Genomic DNA, 23488 nt, shown 5'->3' with positions numbered 1-23488 from the left:
GCAGGATTTGAGCAATAAAGATGAGTGATCAGCAAAGGCACCAGGCCCGCCAGCAGCGCCTGAAAGAAAAGGTGGACCAGCGCATTGCCGGGGCCCAGACCGAGCGCGGCACCCTGCTGGTGTTCACCGGCAACGGCAAGGGCAAGAGCACGGCCGCCTTCGGCACCTTGTGCCGGGCGGTGGGCCACGGCCTAAAGGGCGCGGCGGCGCAGTTCATCAAGGGCGGCTGGGAATGCGGCGAGCGTGATCTACTGGAAAGCCAGGGCGTGCCCTTCGCGGTGATGGCCACAGGTTTCACCTGGGACACCCAGGACAGGGAGGCCGACACCCAAGCCGCCCGGGCGGTCTGGCAACAGGCCAGGGCCTTCCTGGCCGATGCGAGTCTGAGCCTGGTGGTGCTGGACGAGCTCACCTACATGCTCAGCTACGGCTACCTGGACCTGGACGAGGTGCTGGCCGCCATCAAGGGCCGGCCGGCGCAGATGAGCGTGATCGTCACCGGCCGCGGCGCCCACCGCCGGCTGCTGGAGCTGGCCGATACCGTCACCGAGATGAAGGCGGTCAGGCACGCCTTCGACGCCGGCATCAAGGCGCGCCGGGGCCTGGACTGGTAGCGGCCGGGCCGTCGATGCTAAGCTGGTAAAAAATCAAATGAACTCAATGATATGACCGCCATCAGCCGTACCCAGACCGCCACCTTCCGCCGCTACTACTTCTGCCACCTCATCGCTTCCGGCATCAATACCGTGCCGGCCATCATGGAGGCCACCGGCATGCCCAGGCGCACCGTCCAGGACACCCTCAAGAGCCTGGAGGAGATCGGCGTGCGCTGCGGCTTCGAGCAGAGCGAGGGGGCCCGCCACAACCAGGGCCATTACCGGATCCTGGACTGGGGCCCCATCAAGGGCGACTGGATAGCCGCCCACCTGGACGACGTCAAGGCGGTGCTGGCCTAGTCCTCGCCCTTGAGGACGGCCCTGGCCACAGACACCGCCGCCCGGCGGCTGTCGCCGGCCAACTCCACAAGCTGTCGGTAATAGCCCCTGGCCTTGTCGTCCTCACCCAGCTGCTGGGCGGCCACGGCGGCACCGAACAGGCTGTTGAAGCGGTTGGGACTGCGTTTCAGGGCCAGCTCGTAGGCCGCCAGGGCCTCCTGGAACCTGTCCATGTCCAGCAGCATGTCCGCCAGCAGCTCCCGGGCCGGCAGGATCTCCCCCGGGGTCACCGGGTGCTTCTCGGTGCCGGCCTCCAGTGCCGCCGCCTCCTGCATCAAGGCCAGCCCCTTGTCCTCGTCACCACCTTCGTAGGCGGCCCAGGCCCGGGCGCTGAGCAGCTGGATCTGCGCCTGCTTGGCCCAGTAGGGGGATCTTTCCAGGCCCTGCAGCCGCTCCAACGCCTTGAGGGCGGCCTGGGCCTTTTCCGGCTGGCCGGCACGGGCCGCTCCCATCGCAACGGCGAAATGGCTGATGGCCTCCATGGCCGGGAAGCGGTCCCAGGGGAAACCGGCCGGCTGGCGGGCCTTGAGCCCGGCCGCCTCGGCCCAGCTTTGGCTTTCCAGGGCCCTGCGGGCGGGAATACCGGCCAGGGCATAGGCGGACGCCACATGGGGCTGGATGGGATCGCCGATGGCGTCCATCTTGTCCTGGATGGCCCGGGCCAGATCGTCCCTGCCCTTTTGCAGGTAGCCGTAGGCCTGGTAATCCAGGGCGTGCAGGTAATGGAGCGACACCTTGTTACCGGCCGGGTGGGCCAGGGCCGCCTTGGCGGACAGCTGGTTCATGTCGATCACGTCCTGCCACAGGCCCAGGCGGGTGAAGATATGGGTGGGCATGTGCAGGGCATGGGGCACGGCCGGGGCTATGGCGCCATAGCTGCGGGACGCCGCCACCGCCTTCTCGGCCAGGGGCGGATAGTCGTAACTGTGGATCAGGTAGTGGTGGGCGCCCGGATGCCTGGGATGCCCCGCCAGCAGCTTTTCGGCCATGGCACCGCTTTGAAGCTGCACCCGATACGACTTGTCACCGGGATCGGCCAGGGCCAGGTGGCTGAGGGCGGTGAAGGCGGCTACCTCCACGTCGTCGGGGAAGGCCTCATGGGCCTGGCGCCAAGCGGCGGCAAAGGCCTTGAGGTGGGGCTTTTCGCTGTCCTGGCGCTGGCCCTCGAAGTAGGCGGCCAGGGCCGCCACCATGGCCTTTTCCCTGTCGTCCTGCTTCTCGGCCTGGCGGGCCTTGGCGACCAGCTGCTGGCCCTGGGCGTACTCAGTGGCGTCGGGCGGATCGGACCAGAGCGGGTGCACCAGCGCCATGGCCTGGCCCCAATAGGCCAGGGCGCAGTTGGGATCCAGCACCGCGGCCTTTTCGAAGCGGGGCTTGGCGCCCTCGTAGGTCATGTGGTGCAGCAGCGCCAGGCCTTCGGCAAGCTCGGCCTGGGCCGGCTTGGTGCAGCTTGACTTAAGTTCGACCTGGCCGAGGTCGGCGCCGAAATCGGCGCCAGCCAGGGCCAGGGCCGGAACAAGGAGCAGCGGATAAGCAAGTTTCATGGCCTTCCTCCATGGCAGGGGCGGGATATCCCCTAGAGCTTAGTCCGCCTGGCCCCCCTTATTGAAAGCGGCTGACGAAATCGGCGCTGTTGGGCCTGGGCACCTTGAGCTTCCTTTTCACCGGGGTGCCCAGGTAGAGGAAACCGACGATCTGGTCATCCCCCTCTACCCCGAAGGCCTCACGCACCAGGGGATGGTAGGCGTAGCTGCCGGTACGCCACATGCCGCCATAGCCCTGGGCCAGGGCCGCCATCTGCATGGCGTGGGCGGCCAGGCCGGCGCTGATGTGCTGCTCGATGAGCGGCACCTTGGGATGGGGCTGGTAGCGGCTCAGCACCGCCACCACCAGGGGGGCGCGGTAGAACAGGCGCCCGGCCTTGTCGAGGGCGGCCTGATCGGCGTCCGGGTTGTCGGCCAGCAGCGCCTGCTGGCAGAGACCGCCCAGCTTGTCCCTGGCCTGATCGCTGTCGATGAGCACGAAACGGTAGGGGCGAAGGCCGGCGTGATCGGGCACCCTGAAAGCGGCCTGGAGGCAGTTCTCCAGGGCTTCGGCCGAGGGGGCGGGGCCGGTAAGGGCGGCGTCTGAGGTGCGGTTCAGCAGGAAATCCAGGGCGTCCATAGGCTCAATTGCGAACAGTTATCAAATGACGGCCTACCTTACGCCTTGGCGGGGGCTTCCTCAAGTACCCTGGCGCATTGGCGGAGCAGGCTGTAGATCACCCGCAGCCTTTCGATCAGCTGGGCCTCGGCCCGCAATGTGCCCTGGTGTGAGGCGCTGCTGGCCACCAGGGAGCTGGCATGGTGGCTGTAGGCCTGGGCCTCGGCGGCGCGCAGTTCGGGCTTCAGTGCCCTGATGGCCTCGATGGCGCCCTCCTCGCCGTCTATGGCCCGGATCAGGCCCTCCCAGGCCCTTTCCACCAGGGCCAGCAGCCGCTCCAGATGCGCCTGCATCTGACTGGAGATGCCACTGCGGTTTTCCTTCCATTGGCTCAGCTCCGCCATCAGCTGCTGGCGCAGGCTGTCCATCAGGTTGGCCAGTCGTACCAGGCGGCTGTGGTCCCCTTCCCTGCCCTTGGCCAGTTGCGCGGCGCCGCCCAGGAAGTCGAGCACATCGCTCAGCATCAGGCGGTTGCGGTTATCGAGCCGGGACAACAGCCTGGAACTCTCATCCTTGCCCAGTTGGGCGCGGCCGGCGGAAAACTCCTGGTAGAGGCTGCGGCTGATCACCCCCAGGCGCTCCCGGGTCAGCTTCAGGGCCACGTCGGCATTGGCGTAGAGGTGCCTGTCCAGGGGCTGCCACTGGCCACCTTCCCGGTCCGGGATCAGCTTCTTGGCCAGCCGGGTCAGGCCGCCCAGCAAGGGCAGGAACAGCAGGGTGTTGATGAGGTTGAAGGCGGTATTGGCATTGGCCACCTGGCGGGCCACGTCTCCGGAGGGCGACAGCCACAGCGCCAGCTCCAACAGCTGTTCCAGCAATGGCAGCCAGACGGCAACGCCAATGAGGTTGAACAGCACATGGATCAGGGCCACCCGCCTGGCGTTGCGGCCCTGCTGCAGGGAGGCCAGCACCGCGGTCAGGCAGGTGCCCACATTGGCCCCCAGGGCCACCGCCACGCCAACGGCAAGGGGCATGATGCCGTGCCCGGCCAGGGCCACCACCAATGCGGTGGTGGCGGCAGAGGACTGCAGTACCGCCGTGGCCACCAGCCCCGCCAGGGCCGCCAGCAGCGGCTGGTGCAGTGAGGCCAGGGCCGCCTCGAACCAGGGCGCCTGCCGGTACGGCTCCATGGCGTGGCCCATCAACTGGATGGCGAACAGCAGCAGCCCCAGGTTGAAGGCCAGCAGGCCCCAGCGCCTGTGCTTGGCCAGAAAGCCCAGCACCAGCAGCGACAGGCCCAGCTCTTCCAGGGGAAAGGCCACCAGCTGGGCGGTGATGGTGGTGCCCACATTGGCCCCCAGCACCACGCCGGCGGCCTGACGCAGGTTGAGCAGCCCGGCCGACACGAAGCCCACCGTCAACACCGTGGTGGCGGTGGAGGATTGGATAAGCGCCGTGACCAGGGCACCGGTCATGGCACCCTGCCAGGCTCTGTCGGTCAAGCGCGACAGCAGCCGGCTGATGGCGTCACCGGACAGCTTCTTGAGGGCCTTGGTCAGGCCGTCCAGGCCGTGCAAAAACAGCGCCAGGGCGCCGGCAAAGAGCAGCAGGTTGGACATGGGCTCCATTTAAGGGCGGTGCTTTTCGTTAAGTATGTGCCCTGGATAGAAAAAAGCCCCCGATGGGGGCTTTTTGCCTAGTGGCCCATGAAGCGGCGGCGCAGCCAGTAGTCCAGGCTCAGATAATTGCCGGCGCCTTTGAAGAACAGCACCAGCAGCATGATGAAGTAGGTGATGGCGAACTCGATGCCGTTGTTGAGGATCACGAAGTTGCCGCTGGCGGTCAGCCAATCGTAGTTGCCGTACTGCTGGAGGATCTCCTTGGCCATGGCCAGCTTCTCTGCCGAGGCCATCACCTGGGCATTGGCAAAGGGAGCGCCGGGATCGGCGATGGCCTGCCAGCCGTTGGGCCAGTGCACGGCAAAGGCCGCCACCAGCATGGTGACCATCAGCGGTATGCTGATCCAGCGGGTGGCCAGGCCGATGAGCAGCAGCACGGCGCCCAGCACCTCTGTGGCCGTGGCCAGGGCCGCCATCAGCTCGGGGAACGGCAGGCCCAGGCCCCAGTCGGGGTTGCCGAACCAGGCGGCGGTGTCGGAAAAATTCTCCACCTTCTTGGTGCCGGCCATCCAGAAGATGGGCACCAGGTAGAGGCGCAGGGCCAGGGGTCCAAGGAAATCGAGGCAGCGCGTCTTGTCCAGCAGCCGCTGGGCAGCGATAAGGAATGTGGTCATGAGGGTACTCCGCTGAATTTGTTTCAGCATAGACCCTGATCGCCCCAAAGGGCTTTCATGACTGCTTGTTTTTTCTCAGGAATTCGGCCTTGGCGGCGCGGTGCAGATCGCCGGTGATGGGCTTGGTTTGCTCCGAGCCCCAGGCCGGCATGGCGGCCTTGCGAGCGGGCAGGTCGGCGTTGACCGCCGCCTTGTCGTCGTCGGACAGGCGGTTCCAGTTGGCGATTTCGTAAATGCTGCGGTAGCAGCCGACGCAGACGTGGTCGTCGTTGAGGGCGCAGCAGGCGATGCAGGAGGACTGGGTGCTCATCACGAAAAAGCGCCGCCCGCAGGCGGCGCTTACGCCTTAGTCGCCGATCTTGGCCCAGGTGTCACGCAGGCCGACGGTGCGGTTGAACACCAGGCCCTGGTGCTTGCCGTCGCGGCAGAAGTAGCCGGTGCGCTCGAACTGGTAGCCCTTCTCGGCCACGGCGCCGGCCAGGGAGGCCTCCACGTAGCCCTGCTTGATCACCAGGGACTCGGGGTTGAGGGTCTCTTCCAGCTCGCCCACGCCCGGATTGGGCACGTTGAACAGGCGGTCGTAGAGGCGGATCTCGGCCGGCAGGCCCTTGTCCTTGCTGACCCAGTGGATCACGCCCTTGACCTTGCGGCCGTCGGCGGGATCCTTGCCCAGGGTGTCCGGATCATAGCTGCAGTAGATGGTGGTGACCTTGCCGTCGGCGTCCTGTTCGATGCGCTCGGCCTTGATCACATAGGCATTGCGCAGACGCACTTCCTTGCCCAGCACCAGGCGCTTGTACTTCTTGTTGGCCTCGATGCGGAAGTCGTCGGCCTCGATGACCAGCTCGCGGGTGAAAGGCACCTTGCGGCTGCCCATCTCCGGCTTGTTGGGGTGGTTGGGGGCATCCAGCTCCTCCACCTGATCTTCGGGGTAGTTCTCGATGACGATGCGCACCGGATCCAGCACCGCCATGGCACGGGGGGCGTTTTCGTTGAGATCGTCGCGGATGCAGGCCTCCAGCATGGCCATCTCGACGGTGTTGTCCTGCTTGGTGACGCCGATGCGTTTGCAGAATTCGCGGATGGAGCCCGGGGTGTAACCGCGGCGGCGCAGGCCGGCGATGGTGGGCATGCGCGGGTCGTCCCAGCCTTCCACGTGCTTGTCCACCACCAGCTGGTTGAGCTTGCGCTTGGACATCATGGTGTATTCCAGGTTCAGGCGCGAAAACTCGTACTGATGGGGACGGCTCTCGATGGAGATGTTGTCCAGCACCCAGTCGTAGAGGCGGCGGTTGTCCTGGAACTCCAGGGTACACAGGGAATGGGTGATGTCCTCTATGGCATCGCTGATACAGTGGGCGAAGTCGTACATGGGGTAGATGCACCACTTGTCGCCGGTCTGGTGGTGGTGGGCGAACTTGACCCGGTAGATGACGGGATCGCGCATCACCATGAAGCTGGAGGCCATGTCGATCTTGGCACGCAGGCAGGCCTTGCCTTCCTCGAAGCCGCCGGCGCGCATCTTCTCAAAGAGGGCCAGGTTTTCCTCGACGCTGCGGTCGCGGTAGGGGCTGTGCTTGCCGGGCTCCTTGAGGGTGCCACGGTATTCACGAATTTCGTCCGGGCTCAGCTCGTCCACATAGGCCAGGCCCTTCTCGATCAGCTCCACGGCGTAGCCGTAGAGGCGGTCGAAATAGTCGGAGGTGTGGCGGATCTCACCGCTCCACTCAAAGCCCAGCCAGTGCACGTCGCGCTTGATGGACTCGACGAATTCCACGTCTTCCTTGACCGGGTTGGTGTCGTCGAAACGGAGGTTGCACTGACCCTGGTAGTCCTGGGCCAGACCGAAGTTCAGGCAGATGGACTTGGCGTGGCCGATATGCAGGTAGCCGTTGGGCTCCGGCGGGAAACGGGTGTGAATGGAAGTGTGCTTGCCGCTGGCCAGATCGGCATCGATGATCTGGCGAACAAAATTGGAAGGACGTGGCGCTTCGCCCGCGTTGCTCATTACAACCTCAAGGTCTACAAAGTCGACATATTCCCCCTATGATCCACGAAACCGCGGGGGGAGACAATAGAGCCCGACGCCCCTGCCCCGGCCAGCCGTTTATTTCACCGGCAATGGTATAAAAAGCAGTCAGTTAGTCGCCTTCTCCACCCCGCTTGCTATGATGCAGGAAAAGCTCGCAAAAGGACGTGACCATGCGCAACCAGATCGATTACATCGAGTTCCCCGCCAGTGACCTGAAACGGCTCAGGGAGTTCTACGAATGCGTCTTCGACTGGCAATTCGAGGATTGGGGCCCGGAATACATGTCATTCGACGACGGCCGCATGAAGGGCGGTTTTCACTATATGGACAACTTCATCCCCGCCGGCCGCCCCCTGGTGGTGATCTACCATCCGGACCTGGAAAAGAAACTGCAGCACGTGGAGGCCGCCGGCGGTCGCATCATAGCGCCCATCTTTGCCTTCCCGGGCGGACGCCGCTTCCACTTCGCCGATCCGGACGGCAACATGCTGGCGGTGTGGAGCGACCAATAGCACCTTATTGCTGGCGCTGCATCCACTCGATGGCCTTGACCACGGGCCAGGGCGACACCATGACCCCGCCCAGGCCCCAGCAGGCCGCCAGAACCAGCAGGGAATTCAGGTCCTGGTCGGCCCCCTGCACATAGAGATAGATGCCGACGCCGACCAGCAGCCAGCCCAGCAGGTGCAGTATCTTGAGGAAGGATTGCCAGTTCATGGGATCCGCTCGGGTTTGAAAGGTGGGGCACAGCATACCCCAATACGACGGTGAGGAGAGTGGTGATGATCAAGAAAGCCGGCCCGGGTATTCCCTACCCGCCCCCCCTGGTGCTGGTGCTGCCCTTTGCCGCGGCCGTGGCCCTGGACTTCTACTGGCCCCTGGCCGAAGGCCAGGCCAGCGGCATCATACTGTTGCTGGCCTGGCTGCTGCTGGCCGGGGGCGCTCCGCTGGCCTTTTGGGGCCTGCTGCTGTTCCACCGGAAGAAGACCGCCATATTCCCCAACAGGGCTGCCAGTACCCTGGTGGTGGAAGGCCCCTACCGGCTCAGCCGCAATCCCATGTACCTGGGGCTGGTGCTGGCATACCTGGGCCTGGCCCTGCTGCTGCTCAACCTCTGGGCCCTGCTGCTGCTGCCCCCGGCCCTTTGGTGGTTCAACAAGAAGATCATTGCCAAGGAGGAGCGTTACCTGAAGGCCAAGTTCGGCAAGGCCTACGAAAAATACTGCAAGAAGGTGGGCCGCTGGCTATGAATGAAATCGACCAGATGGACAACGAAACCCGCAACTGGGCGCTGGCCTGCCATGCGGCCAGCTTTGCCGGCTTGATAGTGCCGCTGTTTGGCAGCGTACTGGGGCCGCTCATCGTCTGGCTGATGAAACGTGAGCAGCATCCCTATATCGACGAGCAGGGCAAGGAGGCGCTGAACTTCCAGATCACCATGATCATCGCCTACGCCATGGCGGCGGTGCTGGTGGTTATTCTCATCGGCATACTGCTGCTCTGGGCCCTGGTGATCTTCGACCTCATCATGGTGATCATGGCCATGGTCAAGACCGCCAATGGTGAAGATTTCCGCTACCCCATCAGCCTGCGGCTGGTGAAATAACTGCCCTATACTTCAAGCCTCATCCGGTCTTTGGGAGCAGACCATGGAACCAGGCAAGAGAGAAGGCGGTGCCCTTGCCCTGCTTGAGCTCAGGCAGGTGCTGGCCGCCAGCCCCATCTGCACCGTCCTGGCTCAAGCACCGGATGGCGAACTCCTCTACTGCAATCCCGCCGTTTACCGCTTCCGAGGCGATACCGACCTGCCCCTGACGGGGAGCAGCATTCATGACTCTGTGCTGAGCATGAAGCTGTTCCGTCCCGACGGCACCCCTATTGCCGGCAAAGACATGCCCCTGGCCAGGACCTTAGGCTCTGGTGAGGTGGTGGAAAATGAGGAGATCATTATCCAACTGGATGATGGCGCCTTTCGCTGGCTGATAGCATGGGCGGCGCCGATCCGGGACAACCAGGGCCAGATCCTGGCCGGCATGCTGTGCTGGCAGGATATGACCGGCACGGCCAACGAAAGGATGGGCAGGCTGGCACACCACTATCAGCAACGCCAGCACAGGGCTCCCCGCATCCTCCTTGAAGACCCCACAACCAAGGTACTGAATCGCCAGGGCCTGCTGTCCCGGGCCGGCCAGCGGCTGTCATCCGGCGATCGCAGGCTCACCCTGCTGGTACTGGATATCGACCACTTCGGCCTGTTCAATGAAACCCACGGTCAACTGGTCGGCGATAGGATCCTGGTCAGCCTGGCAAGCTGCATCCAGGGGCAGCTGCGCCAGGGCGACATATTCGGCCGCCTGGGTGCGGACGATTTTGTGGTGATACTGACGAACTGTTCGGCCGACATGGCAGACAGCTTTGTTCACCGCATTCACAATCAGGTGGCCGCCCTGACGGTGGCTCACCACAACATGGCACTGCGCCTTACCATCTGTAGTGGCATGTCGCCCATGACGACATGCGAGCGCGATATCTTCCCTGCCCTGCGCCGGGCCGACCTGGCGCTGCTGGAAGCCAAATCGAGAGGCAGAAACCAGCACGTGACGGCACCCATCATCAGCCAAGGCCATCCCTGACCGGGATGTCGAATAAATAGCCGTTTTTGCTGTTTTTCTGGTTTGGATCACAGTTTCGTCCGGCTCCCCTAGGGCTTCGGGTGTTGTTACTAAACTAAGAAGTGCAGCCGTAACTCAGTCAGGAGCCTAGGAATGGCGCATTTTCCTGGCGAAGCCTTCAAGGATGATCAGGGCTCCGCCACCATGACGTTGCAACCACTCAACCTCAGCTTCAGCGGCCATCAGGGCGAGTTTGAGCAGCGCTTTCTCGAACATTATTTTCAGCGCTCACTCCTTCATACCAGGCTGGCGCTCTGTATTGCCGCCCTCTATTACGGCCTCTTCGCGATAATAGACCCCTTGATCATGCCGGAACACTACGAGTTGGCCTGGCTCTACCGGTTTTATATTTTCAGCCCGCTGACCATCCTGATCATCGGCGGTTCTTTCCTGAAGGGGTTTCGCCATTACTGGCAGCCGTTACTGCTGTTCTTGGTGGTGGTCGCCGGCATAGGCATGCTTTACATGGCCTATCTTGCACCGCCGGCATCCCTCAATGTCTACCATTCCGGACTCTTCCTGACCCTGTTCTTCAGCTTCAGCTTCATCAAGCTGCAGTTCAAGTATGCCTTTACCGCCGGGCTCTTTCTGTTTTCGCTATTCATTGTCCACAGCGTCTTTATCGGCCCCTTGGTGCCCACCACCTTCATCATCACCAACCTGTTCCTGCTGGGCACCAACCTGGTGGGGATGTTTGCCGCATACCAGCATGAATACGGGGCCAGGCAGCATTTTTTTCTGACCCATGTCCTCAGGGAACAAAACAGCGACCTGGCGGCCAGCAACCGGCTGCTGGCCAGGATCTCCAACCTGGATGGCCTGACCAAGGTTGCCAACAGGCGCTCATTGGATGACTTCGTTTCCACCAGTTGGCTACGTTGCCAGGAAAGCCAGCATCCCCTGACCCTGATGATGTGCGACATCGATTACTTCAAGTCCTACAACGATCGCTACGGCCACCTTTGCGGCGATGATGTGCTGGTAAAGGTGGCGAACGTGCTCAAGTCCACCATCCGGGTGTCGGACTCCCTGACCGCCCGTTACGGGGGCGAAGAATTCGTACTGGTGCTGCCAAACGTCGGCCCCAGGGCCGCCCAGTCGATCGCCGAACGTATCCGCAAGAAGGTTGAAGAGCTCAACATCACCAATGAAGGAAGCCCCCTTGGCAGGCTCACCATCAGCATCGGTGTGATCAGCCAGCCACCCGGACCAGGCTTCACCATCAAGGATCTCTACCTGACCGCGGACAAGGCCCTCTATCTGGCAAAGAACTCCGGTCGCAACAAGGTGATCTTCGGCCATATCGAACCCAACCAAGCCAAGGTGGGGTGAGCCTCGAAGTGAAAAGCACGGCTTTTCACGCAGGCGAACGCGAGCCCCAGGAGGGGCGAGCCGGAAGGAACCACCATGGACGGTTTCTGACGTCAGCCTCATTGAAGCCACCAAACCAGTACCCCCTGCTTTTCACGCAAGCGAACGCGACAACATCGTCTGGAACGATTTTGAACATTGGAGCAAGGCGACGATGGCCCGAAGGGCGAGGACCAGGAAGGTCCGAGTAGCCCCAGGACGGGCGAGCCGGAAGGAACCACCAGGGGCGAAGCTCGAAACGCAAGCGCGGCTTGCGTGCAGCTGAGCGCCGGTACATAGGATGTACCGGCCGGAAGGAACCACCAGGGATGGTTACCACCTCCAGTCTTATCGAGCCATCAATACCACATCACTGTATCCACACAGGCGGACGCGACAACTGCATCTGGAACGCACTCCCTCCCCCCAATTACCCCTTCCTTCAACAACTGTATTTTTATACAGTTCCACTGTCATTCCCCACCACAAGGATCGTCATGGCCCTCCTCGATTACCTCCAAAGCCACTTTCTGACCGAAACCCAGCTGCTGGCCCAAACCGGCTGCGACCGGGAGCAACTGCATGCCTGGCAGCAGCAGGGCCTGATGCCCGCACCTTCCTACCGCCTGGCACTGTCCCTGTTGGTGGAGTCCTTCTTCGGCAGCCACCAAGAAGGCGAAACGCTCAGCTTCTACGCCAAGGGCTACGGCAGCTGGCTGGGCCTGCTGGCTGGCCTGGGCGGCGATGTCGACAAGGCCTTTGGCGCCTTTGCCGGGCGTTACCGGGCCAGGGTGCAGACGCTGTCCGACCAGGGTTTCAGGCCCGGGGCCTTCTTCCCCCAGGGAAAACTGGCTACCCAGGCGCTCGATGACCATATCAACAACGAGTGGCAACATTTCCTGGCCGGCACCTATGGCCTTTGCACCCACAGCGGCCTGCCGGAAGCCATTGCCGACAAGGAGATCGCCATTCGCCTGATCGACGACATCACGGACAGGCAGCAGCGCCCAACCATCGAAGGCGACGACAGGTCGCTGCTGGCCAGGGCCGTTGTCCTGCTCGATGAGGCCAGCAGCCCCTTTGCCCCCCATGAAAGGCTACGCAGCTCCCGGCATCGCTGTATCGACGAGGTTAGACGCCGTTATCGACTCTGAACGCCGGTATACCGCCTGTAACAGGGGCGATACAACGGCGGCAAAATCAGTGAAATAGTTTAAATATCTGATGGTTACGTTAGATCTTGGCAGGAGAGAGGAGAAGACTGCTCAGGGTGTTTTTGTGACCCGATCGATAGATATGGGATTTGCCCTCAAACAGGCGCGTCAATTTTTTGACGCGAGACTAGACTGGATCCCTGAACAACAACGCCTGCCCTAAGCGGGCACTTAAGGACAAACAGAGGGGATCTGTCATGTTTATTCGCAAAGCTGCGGTCGTGGCCGCGGTTGCAGGTGCCGTACTGGCCTCGCCTGCCGCCTCCGCCGCCTCATCCAAGTTTTCCGCCGCCGTAATAGGCAACGCCCAGGACACCGCCTTCCTGTCGGCGGCAACCGATAATGCCGGCACGCCGCTCACATCGGTGATCCGTACCGCCAACAAGAAGGATCTGCTGATCGGGGTGTCCCTGGAGGCCTCGCTGTTCACCCGTACCCAGGTCAAGGGCAAGGGCGGCGACAAGGACAGCGCCAGCGCCACCGCCGGCATCGAGGTCACCGTGCTGGTTGACGGTGTAGAAGCCTGGCCCGGCACCGTCACCTTCAACAAGCGTACCCAGGATCTCAGCGCCACCTTCGGCGGCGTGCTGGACTCCTGCACCGACACCGGTGGCGCCACCGATGAGTTCGGCAACGAGATCCCGGACGGCACCATCACCCTGGACGAGTGCACCTTCACCGACGAGGACATCGATCTGGCCCTGAGCACCATGTCCGCCCATCACTTCAACTTCATCATGCCGGATATGGAGCCGGGCGATCATGTGGTGGAGGTGGTCACCAATATCGAGGAGTCTTCCAGCGCCGGTGCCGGCGAAGCTGAGGCCGAGGCCTTTGTCGGCAAGTGCAGCCTGTCGGTGATGGAGACCCAGGCCATCAACCAGGAAGGCGGCATCGTCGAGATCTAAGCGCGTACCGCCACAAAAAAGGCCGCCCAAGGGCGGCCTTTTTGATGCACGGTCTTCGACTTACCAGCCGGTGACTTCGCGCAGTGCCTTGCCGATGTCGGCCAGGGAGCGCACGGTCTTGACACCGGCGTCTTCCAGGGCGGCGAACTTCTCGTCGGCGGTACCGGCACCGCCGGAGATGATGGCGCCAGCATGGCCCATGCGCTTGCCCGGAGGCGCGGTCACACCGGCGATGTAGGACACCACCGGCTTGGTGACGTTGGCCTTGATATAGGCAGCGGCTTCTTCCTCGGCGGTACCGCCGATCTCGCCGATCATGACGATGGCCTGGGTCTCGTCGTCATTCTGGAACATTTCCAGGATGTCGATGAAGTTGGAGCCCGGGATCGGGTCGCCACCGATGCCCACACAGGTGGACTGGCCGAAGCCTTCGTCTGTGGTCTGCTTGACCGCTTCGTAGGTCAGGGTGCCGGAGCGGGATACGATGCCGACCTTACCCTTCTTGTGGATGTGGCCGGGCATGATGCCGATCTTGCACTCGTCCGGGGTGATCACGCCGGGGCAGTTCGGGCCGATCATGCGAACGCCGGTTTCTTCCAGCTTCACCTTCACGTCCAGCATGTCCATGGTCGGGATGCCTTCGGTGATGCAGACGATCAGCTGGATGCCACCGTCGATGGCTTCCAGGATGGCGTCCTTACAGAAGGGAGCCGGAACATAGATCACGGAAGCGGTGGCGCCGGTGGCGTCAACGGCTTCGCGAACGGTGTTGAACACCGGCAGGCCCAGGTGGGTCTGGCCGCCCTTGCCCGGGGAAACACCGCCAACCATCTGGGTGCCGTAGGCGATGGCTTGTTCGGAGTGGAAAGTACCCTGGCCGCCAGTGAAGCCCTGGCAGATCACCTTGGTGTCTTTATTGATCAGGACGCTCATTATTTACCCTCCGCAGCTTTGACTACCTGCTGGGCAGCGTCGGTCAGGCTGGTGGCGGCGATGATGTTCAGACCGCTCTCTGCCAGCTTCTGGGCGCCCAGTTCTGCGTTGTTACCTTCCAGACGAACCACGACCGGAACCTCAACGCCCACTTCTTCAACGGCGCCGATGATGCCTTCGGCAATCATGTCGCAGCGCACGATACCGCCGAAGATGTTGACCAGCACGGCCTTGACGGCGTCGTCGGACAGGATGATCTTGAAGGCTTCGGATACACGCTCTTTGGTGGCGCCGCCGCCCACATCCAGGAAGTTGGCAGGTTGGCCGCCGTGCAGCTTGACGATGTCCATGGTACCCATGGCCAGGCCGGCACCGTTGACCATGCAGCCGATGTTGCCGTCGAGGGCAACATAGTTCAGTTCGAACTGGGCAGCGTGGGCTTCACGGGCGTCTTCCTGAGACGGATCGTGCATGTCGCGCAGCTTGGGCTGGCGGTACATGGCGTTGGAATCGATGTTGATCTTGCAATCCAGGCAGTGCAGGTTGCCCTGGTCGGTGATCACCAGCGGGTTGATTTCCAGCAGGGCCAGATCGTGGTCGCTGAACATCTTGCCCAGGCCCATGAAGATCTTGGTGAACTGCTTGATCTGGTCCACGGTCAGGCCCAGCTTGAAGCCCAGCTCGCGCGCCTGGTAAGGCTGCGGGCCGACCAGCGGGTCGATGGCGGCCTTGTGGATCAGTTCCGGAGTCTCTTCGGCAACCTTTTCGATCTCCACGCCACCTTCGGTGGAAGCCATGAAGACGATACGGCGGGTGGAGCGGTCAACAACGGCGCCCAGGTAGAGTTCCTTGGCGATATCGGTGCAGGACTCGACCAGGATCTTGTTGATGGGCTGACCTTTCTCGTCGGTCTGGAAGGTCACCAGGTTCTTGCCCAGCCAGTGCTCGGCGAATTCGCGGACCTTGTCTTTGGAGTCCACGACCTTGACGCCACCGGCCTTACCGCGGCCACCGGCGTGTACCTGACATTTTACGACCCATTCGTTGCCGCCGATGCGACCTGCAGCTTCAACAGCGGCTTGCGGGTTGTCTACCGCGAAACCTTCGGAAACGGGCAGACCGTACTCGGCAAGCAGTTGTTTTGCCTGATACTCATGCAAGTTCATGATGCTTAGTCTCTTTGCGTGAATGTGGCAGCTAGGCGCTACCTTCCCTAGGGATCAATCAAACGGCCTTGGCCGTTTTTCCTTATATCACCGGGGGCCAGAGGCCCCCGTCGATAGAAAGCTTAGATGTCCAACAGCAGACGCGTCGGATCTTCCAGCAATTCTTTGATGGTAACCAGGAAGCCCACGGACTCACGGCCATCGATGATGCGGTGGTCGTAGGACAGGGCCAGGTACATCATGGGCAGGATTTCCACCTGACCGTTCACCGCCATGGGGCGATCCTTGATGGCGTGCATGCCGAGGATGGCGCTCTGGGGCGGGTTGATGATGGGGGTGGACAGCAGGGAGCCGAACACGCCGCCATTGGTGATGGTGAAGTTGCCGCCCATCATGTCTTCCATGGCCAGCTTGCCGTCACGGGCCTTGATGGCCAGTTCCTTGATGCCCTTCTCGATCTCGGCCACGGACATCTGGTCGCAATCGCGCAGCACCGGGGTCACCAGGCCTTTGGGGGTGGACACGGCGATGCTCACATCGAAGTAGTTGTGGTAGACGATATCGTCACCGTCGATGGAGGCGTTGACTTCCGGGTAGCGCTTGAGCGCCTCGGTCACGGCCTTCACGTAGAAGCCCATGAAGCCCAGCTTGATGTCGTGCTTCTTCTCGAAGATGTCCTTGTACTGCTTGCGGATGTCCATGATCGGCTTCATGTTGACCTCGTTGAAGGTGGTCAACATGGCGGTGCTGTTCTTGGCATCCAGCAGGCGCTTGGCGATGGTCTTGCGCAGACGGGTCATGGGCACGCGCTTCTCGGAGCGGGCGGCAACAGGCGCAGGTGCAGCGGCGGCCGGCTTGGCGGTGCCACCCTGCTTGAGGTAGTTGTCCACGTCTTCCTTGGTGATGCGACCACCGACACCGGTACCCTTGATGCCTTCGGGGCTCAGGCCCTTCTCGGCCAGGGCGCGGCGCACGGACGGGCTCAGGGCGTCGTGAGTCTCACCGGCTTCGGCAGCGGGCGCGGCCGGGGCTTCGGCTTCGGCCTTGGGCGCTTCGGCAGCTGCAGGCTTGGCGGCCGGGGCAGCACCGATCTTGAGCTTGGCGATCACCTGCTCACCGACGACGGTGGCGCCTTCTTCGAACAGGATCTCTTCGATAACACCGTCTTCCGGGGCCGGCACTTCCAGCACGACCTTGTCGGTTTCGATGTCAACCAGGTTCTCGTCACGGGAAACCGCGTCGCCGGGCTGCTTGTGCCAGGTGGCGATGGTGGCGTCCGCTACCGATTCCGGCAGAACGGGGACCTTGATTTCAACGCTCATCAGTCATTCCTTCTCAAAATCTTAGGCTTCAATGTTCAAGGCAGCGGCAACCAGGGCCTTCTGCTGCTTGGCGTGCACGGAGGCATAGCCCACCGCCGGGGCGGCAGAGGCGGCGCGACCGGCGTAGCCAAGGCTGGCGCCTTGAGGCAACACGTCGCGGATGTCGTGCTGAATGAAGTACCAGGCACCCTGGTTCTTGGGTTCTTCCTGGCACCAGATGAAGTCGGTGACATGGGCATAGTCAGCCAGCACCTTCTGTACCTCTTCCGCCGGGAAGGGATACAGCTGCTCGACGCGGATGATGGCCACGTCTTCCAGTTCGTTCTTGCGGCGGGCGTCCAGCAGGTCGTAGTAGACCTTGCCGGCACAGAACACCACGCGCTTGACCGCCTTCGGATCCAGCTGGTCCAGCTCGCCAAGGACGTTCTCGAAACGGCCTTCGGCCAGCTCGTCCAGGCTGCTGACCGCCAGCGGATGGCGCAGCAGGGACTTGGGCGACATGACCACCAGCGGACGACGCATGGGGCGAACCACCTGGCGACGCAGCATGTGATAGACCTGGGCCGGGGTGGACGGCACGCAGACCTGCATGTTGTTGTCGGCGCACAGCTGCAGGAAACGCTCCAGGCGGGCGCTGGAGTGCTCGGGGCCCTGGCCTTCGTAGCCGTGGGGCAGCAGCATGGTCAGGCCACACATGCGGCCCCACTTCTGCTCACCCGAGCTCAGGAACTGGTCGATGACCACCTGGGCGCCGTTGACGAAGTCACCGAACTGGGCTTCCCAGATGACCAGGCCCTTGGGCTCGGCGGAGCTGTAGCCGTATTCGAACGCCAGCACCGCTTCTTCGGACAGCACCGAGTCGTAGATCTCGAACTTGGCCTGGCCTTCGCTGACCTGGGTCAGGGGCACGTATTCGCCGGCGTCGGTCTGGTTGTGCAGCACGGCGTGGCGGTGGAAGAAGGTACCGCGACCCACGTCCTGGCCGGTGATGCGCACCATGTAGTCCTGATCGACGATGGAGGCGTAGGCCAGGGTCTCGGCCATGCCCCAGTCCAGCATCTTGGCGCCCTGGGCCATGGACAGGCGGTCGTTATAGATCTTGGCGACCTGGCGCTGCAGCTTGACCTCTTCCGGCACCGTGGCCAGGGTGGTGCCCAGGTGGACCAGCTTGTCCTTGGCGACCTGGCTCTGGTAGTCGCCGGCCCAGTCCTTGGACAGGAAGGGGCTCCAGTCGACGCTATGCTCGGTCATGGGACGCCATTCCTTGACCACGCACTCGCCCTTGTCGAGCAGGTTGCGGTAGTCGTCGGTCAGGGCCTTGGCTTCCTCGGGGCTGACGGAGCCCTCGCCCACCAGGCGCTCGGTGTACAGGGTGCGGGGCGTCGGGTGCTTCTTGATCTTCTGGTACATCAGCGGCTGAGTCGCATTGGGCTCGTCCGCCTCGTTGTGACCATGGCGACGATAGCAGACCAGGTCGATGACCACGTCGCGCTTGAAGGTGTTGCGGTAGTCCACGGCCAGCTGGGTCACGAACACCACGGCTTCCGGATCGTCGCCGTTGACGTGCAGGATCGGCGCCTGCACCATCTTGGCGATGTCGGTGCAGTACTGGGTGGAACGGGTGTCTTCCTGCTTGGAAGTGGTGAAACCAACCTGGTTGTTGACCACGATGCGGATGGTACCGCCAACGCCGTAGGCGCGGGTCTGGGACATGTTGAAGGTTTCGGCCACCACGCCCTGGCCGGCGATGGCGGAGTCGCCATGGACGGTGATGGGCAACACCTGGGAGCCGTCGCTGTCGCCACGGCGGTCCATGCGGGCACGCACGGAGCCCATGACCACGGGGTTGACGATTTCCAGGTGGGAAGGGTTGAAGGCCAGGGCCAGGTGCACGTTGCCGCCCGGGGTTTCGAAGTCGGAGCTGAAGCCCATGTGGTACTTCACGTCACCGCTGCCCAGGGTTTCGTTGTGCTTGCCGGCGAATTCGTCGAACAGTTCCTGGGGCTTCTTGCCCAGGACGTTGACCAGCACGTTCAGGCGACCGCGGTGGGCCATGCCGATCACGGCTTCCTTGATGCCCTGTTCGCCGCCGCGGCGAACCAGTTCCTTGATCATGGGGATCAGGGCGTCGCCACCTTCCAGAGAGAAGCGCTTGGCACCGGGGAACTTGGCGCCCAGGTATTTTTCCAGGCCTTCGGCAGCGGTCAGGCTTTCCAGAATGCGCAGCTTGTCTTCCTTGCTGTAGGAACCTTTGCCACGAACCGCTTCCAGGCGTTGCTGGATCCAGCGCTTCTCGTCGGTGTTGACGATGTGCATGTACTCGGCGCCGATGGAGCCGCAGTAGGTCTCTTTGAGCAGTTGGGTGAGCTCGCCCAGCTTCATGGTGTCGGAATCGACGGCCAGGGAGCCGACGTTGAACTGGCGATCGGCGTCGTCAGCAGTGAGGCTGTGGAAGGCAGGATCCAGCTCGGCGACGCGCTCCTGCTGCCACAGACCCAGGGGATCCAGGTTGGCATGCTGGTGGCCGCGGAAGCGGTAGGCGTTGATCATCTGCAGGACTTTCACCTGCTTGGCGTCGCCGCCTTCGCTGACGACCACCGCCTGGCGGTGCTTGGCCAGTTCCTTGAACTGGTCTCGAATCGCGGAGTGATGCTGCTCGGCAGCGCCATCCTTGACCTTGGGCAACTTGTCAAATTCGTCGCGCCATTCCTGGGGCACGGACCCCGGGTCAATCAGGTAGCTCTCGTAGAGCTCCTCGATGTAGCTGGCGCCTCCGGCGAAATGGGAGGACGCTAGCCACGCCTGCATTGTGCCTTCGTGCATATCTATCCCTTCAACCTCGCGTGATCGCAGTTGGGATTGAATTGTAAAGATAGGCGGCCCGGCGGGCCCCCTACGGCGTTAAAAACTTTAAAAAAATAGCCACCCCCGAACACCAGGTGTGGCTATTTAGTTAGTTCGAGTCGCGCAATTGTAACCTGCTTACGCCCGAGACTAAACAGCCCGCTTGAGCAACATGGACTTGATGTTACCGATGGCCTTGGTCGGGTTCAGACCCTTGGGACATACGGCGACACAGTTCATGATGCCGTGGCAGCGGAAGACACTGAAGGCGTCGTCCAGTTCGGACAGGCGTTCTTCGGTGGCGGTATCGCGGCTGTCGGCCAGCCAGCGGTAGGCGGCCAGCAGGCCGGCCGGACCGATGAACTTGTCCGGGTTCCACCAGAAAGAGGGGCAGGAGGTGGAGCAGCAGGCGCAGAGAATGCACTCGTACATGCCGTCCAGCTTGGCGCGCTCTTCCGGAGACTGCAGGTGCTCGCGGGCGGGCGGCTGCTTGTCTTCGTTGATCAGGAAGGGCTTGATCTTCTCCAGCTGGGTGAAGAACTGGCCCATGTCCACGACCAGGTCACGGATGACCGGCAGACCGGGCAGCGGGCGGATCACCACCTTGTTGCCCAGGGTGGACAGCGGGGTGATACAGGCCAGGCCGTTCTTGCCGTTCATGTTCATGCCGTCGGAGCCACAGACACCTTCACGGCAGGAGCGACGCAGGGACAGGGTCGGGTCCTGCTCCTTGAGCTTGATCAGGGCGTCCAGGACCATCATGTCGGAGCCTTCCGGCACCTCCAGCTCGTAGTCCTGCATGCGCGGCTTGGCGTCGACGTCCGGGTTGTAGCGGTAGATGGAAAACTTAACTTTCATCCCGTAGCTCCTTAGTAGGTCCGTGCCTTCGGCGGGAAGGCGTCGCGCAGCTTGGGCGCCATGTTCACTTCACGCTTGGTCATGGACTCGGTCTGCGGGTTGTACACGGAGTGGCACAGCCAGTTGTCGTCATCCCGGTCGGGGAAGTCGAAACGGGAGTGGGCGCCACGGGACTCGGTACGGAAGTTGGCGGCTACGGCGGTGGCGTAGGCGGTTTCCATCAGGTTGTCCAGCTCCAGGCACTCGATGCGCTGGGTGTTGAACTCCTTGGAGGTGTCGTCCAGGCGGGCGTTCTTCAGACGTTCGCGGATCTGACGCAGCTCTTCCAGGCCTTCGGCCATGGCGTCGCCTTCGCGGAATACGGAGAAGTTACGCTGCATGCAGTTCTGCAGGTCTTTGCGGATCTGCACCGGATCTTCGCCGGTCTTGTTGCTTTCCCAGCGGTTGAAACGGGCCAGGGCCGCGTCGATGTTCTCCTGGGTCGCCGGCTTGGAATCGATCTCGTCGATGGCGGAGCCCAGGTGCATGCCGGCGGCACGGCCGAACACCACCAGATCCAGCAGGGAGTTGCCGCCCAGGCGGTTGGCACCGTGTACGGATACACAGGCGATCTCGCCGACGGCGAACAGGCCGGTCACTTCCACGTCGTTGCCGCTCTCGTCCGGGCGCAGGGCCTGGCCGTGAACGTTGGTCGGCACGCCGCCCATCATGTAGTGACAGGTGGGGATGACCGGGATCGGCTCCTTGGAGGTGTCCACGTGGGCAAAGGTCTTGGCCAGCTCGCCAACGCCGGGCAGGCGGGCGTCCAGTACTTCCTTGCCGAGGTGGTCCAGCTTCAGCTTGATGTGCGGGCCGTGGGGGCCATCGCAACCGCGGCCTTCACGGATCTCGATCATCATGGAGCGGGCCACCACGTCACGGGACGCCAGGTCCTTGGCGTTGGGGGCATAACGCTCCATGAAGCGCTCGCCGTCCTTGTTCAGCAGGTAACCACCTTCACCGCGGCAACCTTCGGTTACCAGCACGCCGGCACCGGCGATGCCGGTGGGGTGGAACTGCCACATTTCCATGTCCTGAACCGGCACGCCGGCACGCAGGGCCATGCCAACACCGTCACCGGTGTTGATGTGGGCATTGGTGGTGGACTGGAAGATACGGCCGGCACCGCCGGTGGCCAGGACCACGGCCTTGGCCTTGAAGTAGACCACTTCGCCGGTTTCGATGTCGATGGCGGTACAGCCAACGATGGCGCCGTCGTCGTTCTTGACCAGATCCAGGGCATACCACTCGGAATAGACGGTGGTCTGGTTCTTCACGTTCTGCTGGTACAGGGTGTGCAGCAGGGCGTGGCCGGTACGGTCGGCGGCGGCGGCGGTACGAGCGGCCTGCTCACCACCGAAATTCTTGGACTGGCCACCGAAGGGACGCTGGTAGACGCGGCCGTTTTCGAAACGGGAGAACGGCAGGCCCATGTGCTCCAATTCCAGGATGGCCTCGGGGCCTTCCTTACACATATATTCGATAGCGTCCTGGTCGCCGATGTAGTCGGAGCCCTTGACGGTATCGTACATATGCCATTCCCAGTTGTCCTCGTGGGCGTTGCCCAGGGCCACAGTGATACCGCCCTGGGCGGACACGGTGTGAGAACGGGTCGGGAATACCTTGGAAAGCAGCGCACAGGACTTGCCTTCTTTGGAGATCTGCAGCGCCGCGCGCATGCCGGCGCCACCTGCGCCGATCACCACGGCATCAAATTCGAGAGTTTGGACTTTCACCTTACACACCCCACAGAATCACGAAGCCGCTGATCACATAGGCCAGGGCTGCGATGTTCAGTACGAATTGCAGCGCCACGCGCAGGCCGGTGGCCTTGACGTAGTCGGTCAGCACCTGCCACATACCGATCCAGGCGTGAACCAGGATGGAGATCAGGGCCATCAGGGTGAAGACCTTGACGCCGAAGCCAGAGAAGAAGCCCTTCCAGGTGGCGTAATCAAGATTCGGGGTGATGGCGAAGAAGCCAACGATGAAGAGCGCATAAAGCGCCAGTACGACGGCGGATGCACGCAGCAGTACGAAGTCATGTACGCCGCTGCGGCCGAAGGTTCCTGCATTAGTTACCATAGCCACACTCCTGCAATGACAGAAAGGACAACGGTGATGACCATAACCGCCAGCGCGGAAATACGGCCGCTATCCAGTTCTTCCCAGTGCCCCATGTCCATGACCAGGTGACGGATACCACCACAGAAGTGGTACGCCAGCGCGGTCAGGATGCCCCACAGGATGAACTTGGCGAAACCGCCAGTCATCATGGCCTTAACGGAGTTAAAGCCATCTTCAGACGCCAGGGACTCGCTCAGCATCCAGATCAGGATACCCACAGCGAAGAACATGATGACGCCGGAAACACGGTGGAGGATGGACGCAACAGCGGCGGCAGGGAAGCGGATCGTTTGCAGGTCGAGATTGACAGGTCTTTGCTTTTTCACGATGTCTGCCCACTCAGCTCCATATTGAGCTTTTGTTGTTGTATCACTAGCCAAACCGGATGACTGCCTTGCAAAGCCGCAGGTCGATGCCACACTGAATTTTGTCCGAAGACAAGCTGACAAGGCGGCTGACAGGTACGACCATTTTAGGGAGCGACTTGCACCAGTAACGCCGGTCCGGTCCAGGGCTAGTAAGGCCCGCACGGAAGTATACTGACCGGACCCGGTGATTACAATGACTTGAGCCAGGTCACAATTCCCCGCGGT

General features: G+C 62.4%; 24 protein-coding genes. 9 read left to right on the top strand and 15 right to left on the bottom strand.

The window, feature by feature from the left end:
- Window positions 1–20: 20 nt before the first annotated feature.
- Entirely contained in the window at window positions 21–614 is a 594-nt protein-coding gene (gene cobO, locus WDB71_RS07410) for a cob(I)yrinic acid a,c-diamide adenosyltransferase (RefSeq protein ID WP_341504008.1), read from the top strand.
- 51 nt (window positions 615–665) lie between these two features.
- A complete protein-coding gene (locus WDB71_RS07405; RefSeq protein WP_341504006.1) occupies window positions 666–956 on the top strand; it encodes a winged helix-turn-helix domain-containing protein in 291 nt (96 codons plus the stop codon).
- On the opposite strand, the gene WDB71_RS07400 is transcribed toward WDB71_RS07405, so the two are convergent.
- The 6 genes from WDB71_RS07400 to glnS all read right to left on the bottom strand — a co-directional run bounded on the left by WDB71_RS07400 (window position 953) and on the right by glnS (window position 7438).
- A complete protein-coding gene (locus WDB71_RS07400; RefSeq protein ID WP_341504005.1) occupies window positions 953–2539 on the bottom strand; it encodes a hypothetical protein in 1587 nt (528 codons plus the stop codon). The genes WDB71_RS07405 and WDB71_RS07400 overlap by 4 nt on opposite strands.
- A gap of 58 nt (window positions 2540–2597) precedes the next feature.
- A complete protein-coding gene (locus tag WDB71_RS07395) occupies window positions 2598–3158 on the bottom strand; it encodes an NAD(P)H nitroreductase (protein WP_341504004.1) in 561 nt (186 codons plus the stop codon).
- Between the two features lie 38 nt (window positions 3159–3196).
- Window positions 3197–4756 (bottom strand): Na/Pi symporter, encoded by a 1560-nt coding sequence (locus WDB71_RS07390; RefSeq protein WP_341504003.1) that lies wholly within the window; start codon window positions 4754–4756, stop codon window positions 3197–3199.
- Window positions 4757–4833: 77 nt separating this feature from the next.
- On the bottom strand, window positions 4834–5430 hold the full coding sequence (locus WDB71_RS07385) for a DoxX family protein (RefSeq protein WP_341504002.1): 597 nt from the start codon (window positions 5428–5430) through the stop codon (window positions 4834–4836).
- A 55-nt stretch (window positions 5431–5485) separates the two neighbouring features.
- Complete coding sequence (locus WDB71_RS07380) at window positions 5486–5740, bottom strand: DUF1289 domain-containing protein (RefSeq protein WP_341504001.1); 255 nt, start codon at window positions 5738–5740, stop codon at window positions 5486–5488.
- Between the two features lie 36 nt (window positions 5741–5776).
- The gene (glnS, locus tag WDB71_RS07375) at window positions 5777–7438 is read right to left on the bottom strand and encodes a glutamine--tRNA ligase (protein WP_341504000.1); all 1662 of its coding nucleotides are present in this window, start codon (window positions 7436–7438) and stop codon (window positions 5777–5779) included.
- A gap of 194 nt (window positions 7439–7632) precedes the next feature.
- On the opposite strand from glnS, the gene WDB71_RS07370 reads away from it, so the two are divergent.
- Window positions 7633–7974 carry a VOC family protein gene (locus WDB71_RS07370; RefSeq protein ID WP_341503999.1) on the top strand — a complete coding sequence of 114 codons (342 nt, stop codon included), beginning with the start codon at window positions 7633–7635 and terminating at the stop codon, window positions 7972–7974.
- Between the two features lie 4 nt (window positions 7975–7978).
- On the opposite strand, the gene WDB71_RS07365 is transcribed toward WDB71_RS07370, so the two are convergent.
- Window positions 7979–8179 carry a hypothetical protein gene (locus tag WDB71_RS07365; RefSeq protein WP_341503998.1) on the bottom strand — a complete coding sequence of 67 codons (201 nt, stop codon included), beginning with the start codon at window positions 8177–8179 and terminating at the stop codon, window positions 7979–7981.
- A 65-nt stretch (window positions 8180–8244) separates the two neighbouring features.
- Between WDB71_RS07365 and WDB71_RS07360 the strand changes: the two genes are divergently transcribed.
- The 6 genes from WDB71_RS07360 to WDB71_RS07335 all read left to right on the top strand — a co-directional run bounded on the left by WDB71_RS07360 (window position 8245) and on the right by WDB71_RS07335 (window position 13606).
- Window positions 8245–8712 (top strand): isoprenylcysteine carboxylmethyltransferase family protein, encoded by a 468-nt coding sequence (locus tag WDB71_RS07360; protein ID WP_341503997.1) that lies wholly within the window; start codon window positions 8245–8247, stop codon window positions 8710–8712.
- On the top strand, window positions 8709–9068 hold the full coding sequence (locus WDB71_RS07355) for a DUF4870 domain-containing protein (protein ID WP_341503996.1): 360 nt from the start codon (window positions 8709–8711) through the stop codon (window positions 9066–9068). The genes WDB71_RS07360 and WDB71_RS07355 overlap by 4 nt, the downstream gene beginning before the upstream one ends.
- Window positions 9069–9111: 43 nt before the next feature.
- Complete coding sequence (locus tag WDB71_RS07350) at window positions 9112–10095, top strand: diguanylate cyclase (protein WP_341503995.1); 984 nt, start codon at window positions 9112–9114, stop codon at window positions 10093–10095.
- A 132-nt stretch (window positions 10096–10227) separates the two neighbouring features.
- On the top strand, window positions 10228–11466 hold the full coding sequence (locus WDB71_RS07345; RefSeq protein ID WP_341503994.1) for a diguanylate cyclase: 1239 nt from the start codon (window positions 10228–10230) through the stop codon (window positions 11464–11466).
- Between the two features lie 515 nt (window positions 11467–11981).
- Entirely contained in the window at window positions 11982–12638 is a 657-nt protein-coding gene (locus WDB71_RS07340; RefSeq protein ID WP_341503993.1) for a DUF6058 family natural product biosynthesis protein, read from the top strand.
- A gap of 257 nt (window positions 12639–12895) precedes the next feature.
- Window positions 12896–13606, top strand: coding sequence for a hypothetical protein (locus WDB71_RS07335; protein WP_341503992.1), 711 nt, complete (start codon window positions 12896–12898; stop codon window positions 13604–13606).
- 60 nt (window positions 13607–13666) lie between these two features.
- On the opposite strand, the gene sucD is transcribed toward WDB71_RS07335, so the two are convergent.
- The 8 genes from sucD to sdhC all read right to left on the bottom strand — a co-directional run bounded on the left by sucD (window position 13667) and on the right by sdhC (window position 23224).
- Complete coding sequence (sucD, locus tag WDB71_RS07330) at window positions 13667–14539, bottom strand: succinate--CoA ligase subunit alpha (protein ID WP_341503991.1); 873 nt, start codon at window positions 14537–14539, stop codon at window positions 13667–13669.
- A complete protein-coding gene (gene sucC, locus WDB71_RS07325; protein WP_341503990.1) occupies window positions 14539–15705 on the bottom strand; it encodes an ADP-forming succinate--CoA ligase subunit beta in 1167 nt (388 codons plus the stop codon). The genes sucD and sucC overlap by 1 nt, the downstream gene beginning before the upstream one ends.
- A gap of 122 nt (window positions 15706–15827) precedes the next feature.
- Window positions 15828–17030, bottom strand: a complete 1203-nt coding sequence (odhB, locus tag WDB71_RS07320; RefSeq protein ID WP_341504193.1) for a 2-oxoglutarate dehydrogenase complex dihydrolipoyllysine-residue succinyltransferase — start codon at window positions 17028–17030, stop codon at window positions 15828–15830.
- An 18-nt stretch (window positions 17031–17048) separates the two neighbouring features.
- Entirely contained in the window at window positions 17049–19850 is a 2802-nt protein-coding gene (locus tag WDB71_RS07315; protein WP_341503989.1) for a 2-oxoglutarate dehydrogenase E1 component, read from the bottom strand.
- 171 nt (window positions 19851–20021) lie between these two features.
- Entirely contained in the window at window positions 20022–20729 is a 708-nt protein-coding gene (locus tag WDB71_RS07310; RefSeq protein WP_341503988.1) for a succinate dehydrogenase iron-sulfur subunit, read from the bottom strand.
- Between the two features lie 11 nt (window positions 20730–20740).
- Entirely contained in the window at window positions 20741–22504 is a 1764-nt protein-coding gene (gene sdhA / locus WDB71_RS07305) for a succinate dehydrogenase flavoprotein subunit (protein ID WP_341503987.1), read from the bottom strand.
- A 1-nt stretch (window position 22505) separates the two neighbouring features.
- The gene (sdhD, locus tag WDB71_RS07300; RefSeq protein ID WP_341503986.1) at window positions 22506–22853 is read right to left on the bottom strand and encodes a succinate dehydrogenase, hydrophobic membrane anchor protein; all 348 of its coding nucleotides are present in this window, start codon (window positions 22851–22853) and stop codon (window positions 22506–22508) included.
- On the bottom strand, window positions 22847–23224 hold the full coding sequence (gene sdhC / locus WDB71_RS07295; protein ID WP_341504192.1) for a succinate dehydrogenase cytochrome b556 subunit: 378 nt from the start codon (window positions 23222–23224) through the stop codon (window positions 22847–22849). Before sdhC ends, sdhD begins: the two co-directional genes overlap by 7 nt.
- Between the last annotated feature and the right edge of the window lie 264 nt (window positions 23225–23488).

The organism is Gallaecimonas sp. GXIMD4217 (assembly GCF_038087665.1).
Classification (GTDB): Bacteria; Pseudomonadota; Gammaproteobacteria; order Enterobacterales; family Gallaecimonadaceae; genus Gallaecimonas.
The sequence above is the reverse complement of the archived record's forward strand: the minus strand, read 5'-3'. Positions and strand labels throughout refer to the sequence as shown.